Source organism: Paenibacillus sp. Y280 (genome assembly GCF_056786335.1).
On sequence record NZ_JBXCIW010000005.1, the window covers coordinates 26,476 to 40,153 of the forward strand.

Genomic DNA, 13,678 nt, shown 5'->3' on the forward strand with positions numbered 1-13,678 from the left:
CCCAGGGCTACAGGTAACGCTCGCCCTTCTCTCTTGCACGAATGACTTTCGCTGGCGTGCCGTATGCGACCTGATAAGACGGAATATCGGTTAAGACGGTAGAGCCCGCGCCAATAACGGTATGCTCGCCAATCGTTTTGCCGTGAATAATATTCGCGCCAATCGAAATAACGGAATGGTCGCCAATGCTGACGCCGCCTCCTGTACCTGCCTTTGGAGCCAGCGTGACGAAGCTGCCGAGCGAGGAATCATGATCGACCGTTGCTTGGGAATAGAGAACGCAGTGCTCGCCAATCGTTGTATCGCTATTTACGACGCAGCCTGCCATAATGACGGATCCAGTTCCGATCTGAGCGCCCCTTGCAATAGAGGCTGAAGGGTGGATGGCTGTAATAAAGGCAAAGCGCGGATGGATGTCAGAGATCATTGCAGCTAGTCTAGATCGAAACCAGTTATCTCCGATTGCAACGATGCCGCCGCTTACGGAATCCAGGTTAGCTGCAAGCCAGCCTTTATCGCCTAAAACCTCGTAGCCATAAATGATAGTACCTGCCGGTCGATTGTCATCCAGCAAGCCTGCGATTCGATATAAGCCCGTTTTCTCAATCGTATCAATGACGGCCTTCGCATGACCGCCAGCACCATATACAATAATGTTTTGCATCAGCTTTCATCCTCCTAATTCTTTAAATCATGGCAATGGACTCTTCCATTCTATCAGATGCATATCCTTTTTTGTAAAAGTATAGTGAACATATGCAATGATGATTGACAGAAATTAGGGAAGGTGATAATCTGTACTTGTGTTCGTTTTATAGAACAAAATAAGTATTTTGTTCGTTATTGGCTAATTAGTATGAAGGAGATATTCATGAATAACAACGTCACTCTCCATAATGAAGATCTCTCTGGCGAATTGCGATTAATGCTTGCCTTTCTCTCGTCAGACGATGAGGCTGATCTGTCCTTTGATTATCAGGAGCTGCTGCAAAACGCGGATTGGGACCGATTTATCGAGCTAGCTAGGCATCATCGGGTATTTCCTACTGTCAATCGCAAGCTTCAGGAGCTGAAATCAGCGGATGTCCCGATATTTGTCACCCAAATGTTTCAACGTGACTATTATCGCAATACGCTGCAGATGCTTACGCTCAGTGGAGAGATGGAGCAGCTCGCCAAGGAATTTTCTGAGCGCGGATTGCGTTCGCTGTTTTTGAAGGGACCGGTCATAGCTGCCGATTTGTATGGAGATGTATCGCTGCGCACTTCTTGTGACCTCGATCTCCTCATTCCGCTCAAGGAGCTGGAGCATGCAGAAGCGCTACTAGTATCCCTTGGGTACGTGAAGGATGAATATATCGTTTCGGTACTGAATGATTGGAAGTGGAGACATCATCATACGACCTTTGTGCATCCGAAAAAAGGAATTAAGGTTGAGCTTCACTGGCGTTTGAATCCAGCTCCGTCAAAGGAGCCAAGCTTTAATGATCTTTGGAGCCGCAAGCGCAAGAGCGCATTGATCAACCGTCCGATTTATTACCTGGGAAGAGAAGATTTGTTTATGTTCCTGGTATCCCACGGAGCTCGGCACGGCTGGTCAAGGCTTCGCTGGCTGCTTGACATCAAGCAGCTCGTTAATCAGAAGCTGGATTGGCCGAAGCTTGTTAAGCTGCTTCGGAAGCATAGCTATTCCCATATTGGCGGGCAGGCACTGCTGCTCGCAGCACGCTTGTTGTCGCTGCCGCTTCGCAATGAGATGAAGCCGCTGCTTGCGGGCAGGAAAGCGCACTGGCTCGCGGAGGATGCCATGTTCTATATTTATCGGCTGGTCAATTTGCACTCCCCGCCGATACCGGAAGAAGTAAGCCGCTACCATAAACGGTATCTCTTCACCCTGCTGACGGTACTGCAAAAAATACAGTTTATAGCAAGCTTTATGTTCCCTTATCCGGAGGATGCGGAGACTCTTCCGCTTCCTAAGGCGCTGCATGTCTTGTATTTTCCGCTTCGTCCGTTGTTATGGGGATGGAGGAAGATGAAAACCAATGCTGCAGCTTCCAAAGATTGATTTTTTAAGTAAGGAGAAAACGATGAAAAAATGGCTTATTGCTTCCTATGATATGGAGGTCGGAGGTGTCGAGCGAAGCCTTGCTGGCATGCTGGATGAGCTCCATTATGATTCTTGTCATGTCGAATTAATGCTGTATCGGCATAAGGGAGATTTCATGACGCTTCTAAATGATAAGGCGAGGCTTCTCGATGAGATTCCGCAATATGCCAGTTTCAGAAAGGGCATTGGAAGCCTATTGCTATCGAAGCAGCTGCATTTAGGCATTGCTCGCCTGTTATCTAAAATTCATGCGCGTATCATAGGCCGTATGAAGGAAGTACAAGAATCGGGTTATATTCAGCAGCAGCTCATGTGGAAGTATGCTCTGCCTTTCCTTCCGAAGTCAACGGCTGAATATGATGTGGCGATCAGCTATCTATGGCCTCATTATTTTGTAGCAGACAAAGTGAAAGCCAACAAGAAATGTGCATGGATACATACTGATTTTTCTACAGTACATACCCTTCGTATGATGGACTTAAAGATGTGGAATAAATTTGACCATATTATCGCTGTTTCCGATGCGTGCAGAGAATCATTTTTAGACAAGTATCCTACTTTAAGAAATAAGACGATCGTAATCGAGAACATGATGTCGCCCGAGTTCATTAGAACGATGGCATCCGAGAAGCTGGCTGTTAACCCAATGGATTCGGATACGCGCTTTAAGCTGCTCACAGTAGGCAGACTGTCTCATGCGAAAGGAATCGATAATGCCGTTAAAGCGCTCAAGCTGCTTGTCGATCAAGGCTATGACGATATCGTCTGGTACGTTGTTGGCTACGGCGGAGATGAAGCGATGATTCAAAGCCTGATTGCGGAATATAAACTGGAGGATCGTTTTATTCTGCTTGGCAAGCAAATCAATCCGTATCCCTATATTGAAGCTTGCGATGTATATGTGCAGCCTTCCAGATACGAAGGGAAAGCAGTGACGGTTACGGAAGCAAAAATATTAGGAAAGCCAATTGTCATAACGAATTATTCGACTGCCAGCAGCCAAGTCCTTAATGAGATTGACGGTGTTATTTCCGAATTATCCGTTGAGGGGATTGCGGAGGGGATAGCAAGGCTCTATCAAGATCCGGAGCTTAGGGAGCGGCTATCCAGAAACTGCGCAGAAGTCGATTATGGAAATGGCCATGAGCTCGATAAGCTTTATAGCCTGTTTCAGCCCTTTGAGAGGAGCATCGCAAAGTGAGTATGAAGCTAAGTGTGATTATTCCAGTCTACAATGCTGAGCCTTATATTAAACGTTGCATAGACTCTCTCTTGAAGCAGACTATAGAAGATTGCGAGCTTATTTTTGTAAACGACGGCTCGACAGACAATAGCAAGGAAATCATTGAAGGCTATCGGAAAAATATTGCCCGGATCATTCTCATTAATCAAGACAACAAGGGAGTCAGCCTGGCTAGAAATGCTGGCTTGGCGGCCGCTGCTGGAGAGTATGTCGGCTTCGTTGACGCAGACGATGATATTGAGCCGGATATGTATGAAAGGCTCTACGCTGCGGCTAAATCTGGAGATTGCGATGTTGTGATCTCAAACTTTGAAAGTGAGCTTAATGGGCATCATCTGATTACGAAATATCCATTCCCCGTTGATGCCGTTCTTGGCGCTGCCGATATTCAAAAACAAATATTGCCCTTCTTCTTGAAGAGCGAGCAATTAAACACTGCCTGCAACAAAATATACCGGAACGCACTCATTCAAGAGCATGAAATTGTATTTCCAGCAAAGGTTGCGCTTGGCGAGGATGGGATATTTAATATTTATTTCTTTAGCCATGCAAGGAAGCTGATATATATCGATTACACCGGCTACCATTACCGCGAGACAGCCGAGAGTGCGACTAGAAATGCTGCAGCGAAAGATTATTTCGGTCGTGCGGTCGAGGTATACGCGGCAGAGCTTCCATCCTGTTACTTGAACGTCATGAACGGAGCAAGCATCCAGCAATTGAAAGCGATAAAGCTGATTCACAGCGTAATGGCCTACATCCATATTTATCTGGAGCCTTCATCTAATATGCGATTCGCAGACAAGATTCATTATGTGAAACGAATGGTTTTGCATCAGGATGTAAGGGAAGCTTTGCCTGTCTACGTTAACGAAATGAATGGAGAATTAGGTCATTACCAAAAAACATTATTATTTCTGATTGCTCAAAAATCATGGCTGGGCATTTATTTATTGACAGCATACAGCAGATTCAGAAATAGAAAAGCGCGGGGGATAATGATATGAAAATAATGATGTTTGCTCATAATGGCAGCTTGAATAGAGGCTGTGAAGCGATCGTTCGCTCTTCCACAGCGATTCTAAAGGAGCGGATAAAGGACGCCAAGGTGTATCTAGCATCTGATCAGCCGGAAACCGATCAAGTGATCGGCAAGCTGGACGGCATATACGATGGATCTAAACTAGAAATAAAAAAATATTCGTATGACTGGTTCCTCTCTTCATTAAAGGTAAAGCTGTACCAGGATGAATCCTATGCGCTTGGGAAGATTCACCACAATATTATAAAAAATATTAAAGATATGGATGTTTGTTTATCGATCGGCGGAGACAACTATTGCTATGGCGAGCAGCCAGGCTGGTATGAAATTGATAGGCGAGTAAAGGAGCAGGGCAAGAAGCTTGTCTTGTGGGGCTGCTCCATCGGGGAAGAAGATATGTCGGAGAGAAAGCTGGAGGATTTAAAGCTCTTTGATCTCATTTTATCCCGTGAATCGCTGACCTACAATATGCTTGTTGGAAGGGGACTCAAGAACGTCAAGCTATGTGCTGACCCCGCATTCACGATGGAAAAAGAAGAGCTGGATTTGCCAAAGGGCTGGCAGGAGGGGAATACAGTAGGACTTAACTTCAGTCCGCTTGTGTGGAAACGAAATAAACAGTCACAGGCTGCGATTGATGAGCTGATTCGGCATATTTTGGAGAAAACCGATATGACGATTGCTTTAACTCCACACGTTATTATAGATGGAAACAATGATTATGAAGTGTTGAAAAGCTATTACGAGACATATAAGCATACGGGAAGAGTTATCCTATTACCGGATCATTTAACAGCGATTCAGTATAAAGGCTATATCGCGAGGATGAGGTTCTTTATTGGCGCTCGTACGCACGCTACCATTGCCGCATACTCGAACTACGTACCGACTATGGTGCTTGGGTACAGCGTGAAGTCCAAGGGAATAGCAAAAGATATTTTTGGCGAAGAAAAGCTGGTGCTTGGTATCGAGCAAATATCGAACAGCGTCCTCTTGACCCAGAAGTTCGACGAAATGGTTCGAGAAGAGGAAGCGCTCATTAAGAAGCTCAAGCAGGAAATTCCAGGCATTCAGAAGATGTCTTATAAAGCGGTCGATTATTTATGCGGTCTGGCCTGAGGTGAGCATGAAAAAAAACTTATTATTTGTTATTCCAAGTCTTTCAGCTGGCGGTGCAGAGCGAAGCTTGATCAATTTGATTACCCAAATTGACTTTAATCGCTACAATGTTGACCTGTTTATGTTTAGCCACAAAGGCATATTTATGGACTTGGTGCCTGAGCATGTTCGGATTTTGCCATTATCTGAAAGCTATCATCGTTTTATTAAGCCTCTTTTGCCTTCGGTATCACAGTTTCTGCGCAAGCGAAATACGAGACTTGCCTTTAGCCGTATCATGTTCAGCTACAAAAGCAGGCTGTCAAAAAGCGTTAGTGTCAATGAGCAGGAAGGGTGGAAGTATATCGCTCGTTCCATGGACGTCATTGATAAGAAATACGACGTGGCTATCGGTTTTTTGGAAAAAACGTCGATATACTTTTGCGCGGAGAAGGTCGATGCCGTCAAAAAGATAGGGTGGGTTCATAACGATTATGACAAGCTGGGCATGAATCCTTATTTCGATCAGGCGTATTTTGCAAAGATGGATCATATTGTTACGGTCTCTGAGGAATGCGGTCATATTTTAAAACAAAGATTTCCTAATCAACAAACGAAAGTTGAAGTCATTCATAATATTGTATCGCCAAAGCTGATCAATCAGCTCGCAGATCTGGTTCAGGAAGATGTCTATGACCGCAAGAGCGGCGAAATCGTTATTTTGTCGATTGGCCGTTTGCATACGCAGAAAGGATTTGAGCTGTCGATAAAAGCCTGCAAAATTTTGCTGGACAGAGGCTTCAACTTTCAGTGGAATATTATTGGCGAAGGGGAAGAAAGGGAGAATCTAACACAGCTGATTGCAATGGAAGGGCTGGAACAAAATATTAAGCTGCTTGGTTTGAAAGCAAATCCGTACCCCTATCTTAAACAGGCGGACATCTATGTGCAAACGTCTTGGTTTGAAGGAAAAGCGATTGCGATTGACGAGGCCAAAATATTATCGAAGCCTATTGTCATTACCAATTTCAGCACAGCAAAGGACCAAATTAAGGATGGAGTCGAGGGACTAATCGTTGATTTGAATGTCGACGCCATTGCAGCAGGCATTTCGAAGCTGATCGAAGACGAAGAAGCGCGTTCAAGGTTGACGCAATATTTATCCGGTCTCCATCTAGGTACGGAAGAAGAGATTCATAAGGTGTATAAAATTTTTGGATAGGTGGAAATGCCTTGAAAATGAAACTGCTGTTTGTCATGAATAATCTAAACTGCGGCGGTGCCGAGAAGTCGCTTCTCTCGCTATTGCAAACGATCGATTACGCTAGATTTGAAGTGGATCTCTATTTGTTCAAGCACGAAGGGATTTTTTTGAGCAAAGTTCCGAGCGCTGTAAACCTGCTGGAAGAGCCCGTTCATTACCGCTATTTCGATATGTCTATGAAATTGGCGATTATGGATTGCTTAAAAAAGGGGAAAATCGACTTAGCCTTGGCAAGGCTGAGAGCGGGATACATCTTTTTTACAGAAAAGAATCCAGCAAGATGCGAGCAAAGAGTGTGGAAATATTTATCTAAAACGTTGCCGATGCTTCATAAAAGATATGATGCGGCAATTGGGTTTCTGGAGAAAAATCCGGTCTATTTCAGCATCGAGAAGGCAAACGCAGCCAAAAAAATCGGGTTTATCCACAATGATTACGACAAGCTGCGGATGGATCCATATTTGGATGCTCCTTACTTTGCGCAGCTGGATCATCTCGTCACAGTCTCGGACGGCTGCGGAGAAGTATTAATACAAAGGTTCCCACAGCATAGTGGAAAGGTAAAAGTTATCCACAACATTGTTTCGCCTGCCATGATTCATGATATGTCAGAAGAGGATACGGATTTTGCACCGATTAATGGGATTAAAATCGTTTCTATCGGGCGTTTGAATTATCAGAAAGGCTTTGAGATGGCTATAGAGGCTTGCAAGGTTTTGGTGGATAAAGGGTATAACGTGAAATGGTATGTCATAGGCGAAGGGGAAGATCGGAGTAAGCTGGAGCAGCTCATTGTGCAGCATCAGCTCGCTAGTCACTTTCACTTGTTGGGAATCAAGGAAAATCCATACCCCTATATGAAAGAGGCGGATCTTTATGTTCAATCCTCGCGCTTTGAGGGGAAATCCATCGCTATTGATGAAGCGAAGATTTTGAATAAACCGATTATCGTTACGAATTTCAGTACGGCAAAGGATCAAATCGTACATAACCAAAACGGATTAATCGTTGACATGAACGCAGAAGCACTAGCTGACGGAATAAAGCTGTTGATCGATGACGAGAAGCTGAGAGATTCTTTGGTGAGACAGCTCTCCAAGGAACACTATGGAACCGAGATGGAAATTGAAAAGCTGTATGCATTGATCTAAAGGTTTATGAAGGAGTGAATACGTTGTTAGAGATTGCAGCAGCTATTTTTTTGGCGATAACCGTTATTATTATTTGTATTGATATTATGCCGATCAGCAGAGATTGGGTGAGTAGAATTCACATCGGAAGATACAGAAACAAACAAGAATGGAATCAATCCATTACGCATATCGGCGCTAATTGGCTTAATCATACACCCAAAGTTAAAGTAACGGATAATGTGAGATTGGTAGCCATCGACATGCTGAAAGGCAATTATTCGAAAAGCGTGATTCAGCATTGGCAGGAGGCTTCCCTTTTACTCGGACTGAGCGAGTGTTTGAAGAACGGTTCGGATAAAGGAATGACAAGCAAGATCGAACGGTTTCTCCATACAAAATTTGATGCAAATGGTCAATGGAGAGAGCAGCCTGCTTATATTGATTCCGGCATACTTGCCTACGGCGTGATGAAGCTGGAAGGGATAGACATCGAGAAATATAAGCCGGCCCTCGACAGCACATGGGCGCTCATTCAGGCGCATATTGGAGAGGACGGAACGGTTCAGTATCGCAAATTTATGAAAAATTACCGCTATGTCGATACGATTGGCTTTATATGTCCATTCCTCGTTGCTTATGGATTAAAGTATAACAAGCCGGAATGCGTGCAGTTAGCTGTCAAGCAGCTGGAGCAATATGAGAAGCACGGCATGTTAGGTGACCATTGCATACCAAGCCATGCTTATCACATGGAGAATACTTTGCCGTTAGGCTTATTCGGCTGGGGGCGAGGGCTGGGCTGGCTGGCAATCGGGCTTAGCGATGCTTGGCGCGAACTGCCGGATTCGCATGAATCGAAGCCGAAGCTGGAGCGCTTTATGAAAAAATTCGCGCGAGCGATTCTAAATTTTCAAAGGCCTGAAGGCAATTGGAACTGGACCGTAACTCGAAATGAGACAAGAGCGGATTCTTCTACAACAGCTACGTTAGGCTGGTTTTTGCTGCAAGCCTCCCAGATCGATGAGCTGGCTGAAGAATGCGCCGAAGGGGCGGACCGTGCGGTCCAATATCTCATGAAGGTGACCAGAAGAAACGGTGCAGTCGATTTCTCACAAGGGGATACCAAGGATATAGGCGTATATTCCATGTTATTTAATATTCTTCCTTTTACACAGGGATTCTGTATTCGTATTGCCAATCATTCAAAGGTATTAGGAAGGTAATAGGATGTGTGTCGATGCTGAACAAACTAATATCATTTACAAGAGCAAGAATACGCAAATGGATAACAGAGGAAATATGGATTCAAGATTATGTGAAAATGGGCATGAAGATTGGTCGAAATTGCTCAATCCAGCCTGGAGTTATTTTTGATTACTCTCATTGCTGGTTGATTAGTATAGGTAATAATGTGACAATAGCTCCTCATGCCTATATATTAGCTCATGATGCTAGCAGCAAGCCGTTCACGGGCTATACGAAAATTGGCTGTGTCAACATAGAGGACGATGTGTTTATTGGTGCAAGAGCAATTATTATGCCAGGCGTTTCAATTGGCAGTGGTTCCATTATTGCAGCAGGAAGCGTTGTTACTAAATCTGTTCCCAAAGGTGTTATTGTTGGAGGCAATCCTGCCAAAGAGATTTGCAGCATTGAGGAGTATATGGAGAAAGCTCGAGCGTTGCTCGAAGAGCATCACAAGTATGACGAAAGCTATACCATAAATGGCAATATTACTGAGAAGCAAAAAAATGAGATGTCCAAAGATTTGCTTGGAACAATGGGATTTGTCAGATAGGGGATTCGCATGAGGGTAAAAAGTTCACTATTGAATATTACTGTCGGACTAGGGAATCAGCTCGTCATTACCATTTTAAGCTTCGTATCGAGGACCGTATTTATCAATAGCTTAGGTATGGAGTATTTAGGTATTAATGGGCTATTCACCAGCATTCTAGCCATGCTTACGCTAGCAGAGGCCGGAATTGGCTCCAGCATCATTTATAACCTCTATAAGCCTGTCGCTGATAATGATCGTCCTAAAATATTTGCTTTAATGGAGCTGTACAAAAAAGCTTATCTCGTTATAGCTGGAGTCGTGCTTCTTCTCGGCTTAGCGCTTATGCCTTTCTTGCATTTCTTCATTAAGGAAACAAGTGTAGAAAATCTTAATTTGATTTATATGCTTTTTCTTATTAATACAGCGGCTCCTTATTTGTTTGTTTACAAGCATTCCTTTTTGAATGTAAACCAGAAAAATTACATCGTAACCGCCGTATTTTCCATATCGGCCATCGTCTCGACCTGCATGAAAATTGCGATTTTATATTACACGGAAAATTATATATTATATCTTGTGGTAGAAAGCGCACTCTCCATCCTAACATCCATTATTTTAGTCTTAATAGTAGATAAGCTGTATCCATACTTAAAGCAGAAGGTTAAAGCCAATCTGGACCCCGAAACCAAAGCCAATTTTATTAAAAATATGAAAGCGATCATTCTTCAAAATGTCGGCAATTACTTTATTTTTGGTGTGGACAGCATCCTTATCTCTTCATTTGTAAGCATCACGGCCGTCGGCCTCTATTCCAATTACAAAATGCTGATCGATATATGCCGAACGCTGCTGAACCAGGTGTTCTCGAACATGTATCACAGCTTAGGAAATTTGGTGGCCAAGGAAAGCTCCGATGCCGTTTATCGAATATTCAAAGTGACTTACCTGATGAACTTTTGGTTATATTCGCTTCTCTCCATTGGCCTTTATTTATTGATTGAGCCGCTCATAACGATTTGGATTGGCCCAGCATATATGATGACCAATGCCGTGCTGCTGGTGCTGGTTCTATCCTTCTATGAAAGAGGAATGCGAAATTCATTAAGCGCGGTAAAAACAACAGCCGGGATCTTTCATGAGGATCGTTATGCGCCGTTATTCCAAGCTGTCGTCAATATCGGAGTATCACTGCTTCTTGTCCATTATATGGGAATAGCCGGTATATTCATTGGCACATTAGTTAGCGCATTAGCGGTTCCTTTCTGGTATACGCCGCTGCTTGTGTATCGTAAAGTGTTTCATCAGCCTTTAAGGCATTATTATACGGCTTACATCCTATACACCGCTCTTGGAATTATCGCTTGTAGTGTTGTGGCCGCTGTTAATCAGTTCCTGCCTTCAACCCATTTATTATGGCTTTCACTTAAAGGCATCATTTGTCTCGTACTCGTAAATGGGATATATATTTTGGTTTTCCATCGAACGGAGCAATTCAAATATTTGCTAGGAATTGTGCTAAATCTATTAAACAAACTGCCAAGCGCAGGAACAATCCTAAGGAAGACTATGAAACGCCGTCATAGACTGGAGGCTGGCCGCAACGAGTAACCTTTTACTGACAAGCTACATACGATGAAGTAAAAGGATGGTGAAGGCTATGAATCTACATGGGTCTTACCGAATAGAACTAGCTCGATTCAATATTAGCAACACGGGCATGAATGCAGCAGAGACGACCAAAGGAATTAATGATGCTATCGATTGGGCAAAATCTGAAGGCTTTATCCATGTCATACTACCAGCGGGGAGCTATACGGTCGGACTCGATCCAAGTTCTCTCGTAGCTATCAACATGAAGAGCGGCATTCATTTGGAGCTGGAGCAGGGCTGCGTCATTAAGCTGGAGGGTAATTCCTCCCCGAATTACACCATTATTGAAATGAGAGGGATCAATAATGCAAAAGTATCAGGAGGCAAGCTGGTAGGCGACAAAAAGGAGCATATATACGAGATTGAGGTGAAGTTTGTCAGAGGCGGCGTAAATGCTGACGGTACGCTGAATAATAACCCGAACTGGATACGCAGCGAGGTCATTGATCGTTATGCAAACCCAGGTCTTCTTGCAAGCTTCAGACTATGGAGCATTCCGGGGGTGGGTGCAGCTGGCTATCAATTCTATCAATATAAAGATACTATTTCAAATGCTGCGCTAGTTGGATCTCGGACGAACGGCGTTTTTGCACCTGCCGGCGCAGGTGGAAGAGGATGGTTCCTTAATGAAAATAAGGATTTGAGTAAAAACAATAAAATGATATTTGCTATACAGCTAACATCGCCTTTAACCGATAGTCAAATTGCTGATATTCGGGCCAAGGTAGATAGTTCATTTTATACGCATGAAAGCGGTTATGGAATTGGATCGTTTGGTTCCAATCAAATCGAAATCGGACAAATGGAAATTTCGGATTGTACAGGAGATGGAATTTTAACCGGTTATGAGAAGTATTTGCTTGATCCCGCCTTATATACACAGGACCAAATGGGTCAAAATGTTCTTATTCATGATTGTCATATCCATCATTGCAGAAGACAAGGCATTTCCATCTGCGCGTCAAACGATACCCATATTTTCAGAAATAAAATTCATCATATCGGGTATGCAGACGACGGAGTCACGACGAATTTTAGAAACGGTACGCCGCCTATGTTCGGCATCGATATCGAATCCATGTATAGTGAGACCAATATTCCGTACAAAAGAGCGGATCGTCCTAACGGGCTGGAGCTGAACTACCGCATTCATATTGAAGATAATTATATTTATAATAACGTGCGCGGCCATTTCGTTAATGCAGACGGCACCAATGTCTTATTGGACGGAAATACCTTTGAAGGCTCTAACATTGGCGGAGTGAGCTCGAATCCGAATTTTCCGAATGTCAAATATGTTAATAATTCATTTCATGGATGCGAGCTATGGGTACAAGGCGATAACTTCGTGAACGGGGCCGTTATTCGAAATGGGAATTTAAAGCTGCTGGATGTAAGGGGAGCAGTCGTTCGGGATTGTCAGGTCAAGGATGGCTCGGTATATGGCTCAAGCATTTATGGCTATTTTGGATCGCCTGCCGTAAATGTTGCTGCTGGCACCTTCACGTTTAAAACGGCGCATGGCGCGGGCAATGGAGCACAAGTATCGTTTGAGCAATGGATCGGTAAGGTTCCGACTGGAATCAGCGTCGATAAGATGTATTACACCGTAAACGTTACTTCACTCGGCTTTCAGGTTTCCGAGACGCTGGGAGGCGCGCCGGCAATCATTGCAGATGCAGGGACACCAGGATTTAATGTCAGCCGATATAATTACGGAAGATGCTATTTGGCAGATATAACAGTAGAGCGGGATTGGCGCCCGAATAACACGCTCGCACCGAACTTTAATCTGCTCGCTGCAGGTGCTGTATTAGAAAATATAACGGTAAAAAACTACGATCTGTCGATATTGGTTCCACAAGATTATGCAGGCCGCCCGACCATTGTAAATGGATTGACGATCATTGAAGGCTCCGCTAGATTTGAAGGCAGTCATGTTAGCAATAGTGAGTTTATACGGGCTAAAACTCCGCTTTTGGGCAATACCGATATTCAGCTTGGCTCAAATGATGCGAAGTATTCGAGGCAGGTTACTTTGCGCAACGGGCTGTTTCATAATCTAGGAATCGTAATGGACGGGAATTCACTTGTAACGGGATCTACCTTTATAAATGCCTCTGTTGGAAAAGCTGACAATACGAAAAAGGCAATTATCTCGAGCTCCTACTTTGAAAATAGTAAACTCAACTTCAACTGGCTGCGTCATAATCAATCGGCAATCGTCGCGAAGTCTGTATTTAGAGGAGTAACCGTAACCGGAACGGCACCATATATCCGGTTAGAGGATAATACGGATTTAGGGAGCGCCTAATTCTAGAAGCTGAAGAAGAAAATACTTCCCTGCAGTTTGTTCGT

At 43.8% G+C, this 13,678-nt stretch carries 11 protein-coding genes; 10 read left to right on the forward strand and 1 reads right to left on the reverse strand.

Translation table 11 applies throughout. The features are described from left to right. Window positions 1–7: 7 nt before the first annotated feature. Entirely contained in the window at window positions 8–664 is a 657-nt protein-coding gene (locus tag AC1TPC_RS07945; protein ID WP_482066329.1) for an acetyltransferase, read from the reverse strand. A 207-nt stretch (window positions 665–871) separates the two neighbouring features. On the opposite strand from AC1TPC_RS07945, the gene AC1TPC_RS07950 reads away from it, so the two are divergent. Genes AC1TPC_RS07950 through AC1TPC_RS07995 form a run of 10 tightly spaced genes read left to right on the forward strand, consistent with a single transcriptional unit; the run spans window position 872 to window position 13,634 of the window. Further along, window positions 872–2,068 carry a nucleotidyltransferase domain-containing protein gene (locus AC1TPC_RS07950; RefSeq protein ID WP_482066330.1) on the forward strand — a complete coding sequence of 399 codons (1,197 nt, stop codon included), beginning with the start codon at window positions 872–874 and terminating at the stop codon, window positions 2,066–2,068. Window positions 2,069–2,090: 22 nt separating this feature from the next. Then, on the forward strand, window positions 2,091–3,311 hold the full coding sequence (locus tag AC1TPC_RS07955; protein ID WP_482066331.1) for a glycosyltransferase: 1,221 nt from the start codon (window positions 2,091–2,093) through the stop codon (window positions 3,309–3,311). Window positions 3,312–3,313: 2 nt separating this feature from the next. After that, window positions 3,314–4,360 (forward strand): glycosyltransferase, encoded by a 1,047-nt coding sequence (locus AC1TPC_RS07960; protein ID WP_482066621.1) that lies wholly within the window; start codon window positions 3,314–3,316, stop codon window positions 4,358–4,360. Next, window positions 4,357–5,514 (forward strand): polysaccharide pyruvyl transferase family protein, encoded by a 1,158-nt coding sequence (locus tag AC1TPC_RS07965; RefSeq protein ID WP_482066332.1) that lies wholly within the window; start codon window positions 4,357–4,359, stop codon window positions 5,512–5,514. Before AC1TPC_RS07960 ends, AC1TPC_RS07965 begins: the two co-directional genes overlap by 4 nt. A 7-nt stretch (window positions 5,515–5,521) precedes the next feature. Further along, window positions 5,522–6,715, forward strand: a complete 1,194-nt coding sequence (locus AC1TPC_RS07970) for a glycosyltransferase (protein WP_482066333.1) — start codon at window positions 5,522–5,524, stop codon at window positions 6,713–6,715. An 11-nt stretch (window positions 6,716–6,726) separates the two neighbouring features. Continuing rightward, window positions 6,727–7,908: a glycosyltransferase gene (locus tag AC1TPC_RS07975; protein ID WP_482066334.1), complete on the forward strand. Its 1,182-nt coding sequence runs from the start codon at window positions 6,727–6,729 to the stop codon at window positions 7,906–7,908. A 23-nt stretch (window positions 7,909–7,931) separates the two neighbouring features. Next, entirely contained in the window at window positions 7,932–9,113 is a 1,182-nt protein-coding gene (locus AC1TPC_RS07980; RefSeq protein ID WP_482066335.1) for a glycoside hydrolase family 88 protein, read from the forward strand. A gap of 14 nt (window positions 9,114–9,127) precedes the next feature. Further along, a complete protein-coding gene (locus AC1TPC_RS07985) occupies window positions 9,128–9,688 on the forward strand; it encodes an acyltransferase (RefSeq protein WP_482066336.1) in 561 nt (186 codons plus the stop codon). Between the two features lie 9 nt (window positions 9,689–9,697). Then, a complete protein-coding gene (locus AC1TPC_RS07990; protein ID WP_482066337.1) occupies window positions 9,698–11,278 on the forward strand; it encodes a lipopolysaccharide biosynthesis protein in 1,581 nt (526 codons plus the stop codon). 49 nt (window positions 11,279–11,327) lie between these two features. Beyond that, entirely contained in the window at window positions 11,328–13,634 is a 2,307-nt protein-coding gene (locus tag AC1TPC_RS07995; protein WP_482066338.1) for a right-handed parallel beta-helix repeat-containing protein, read from the forward strand. Window positions 13,635–13,678 lie beyond the last annotated feature (44 nt).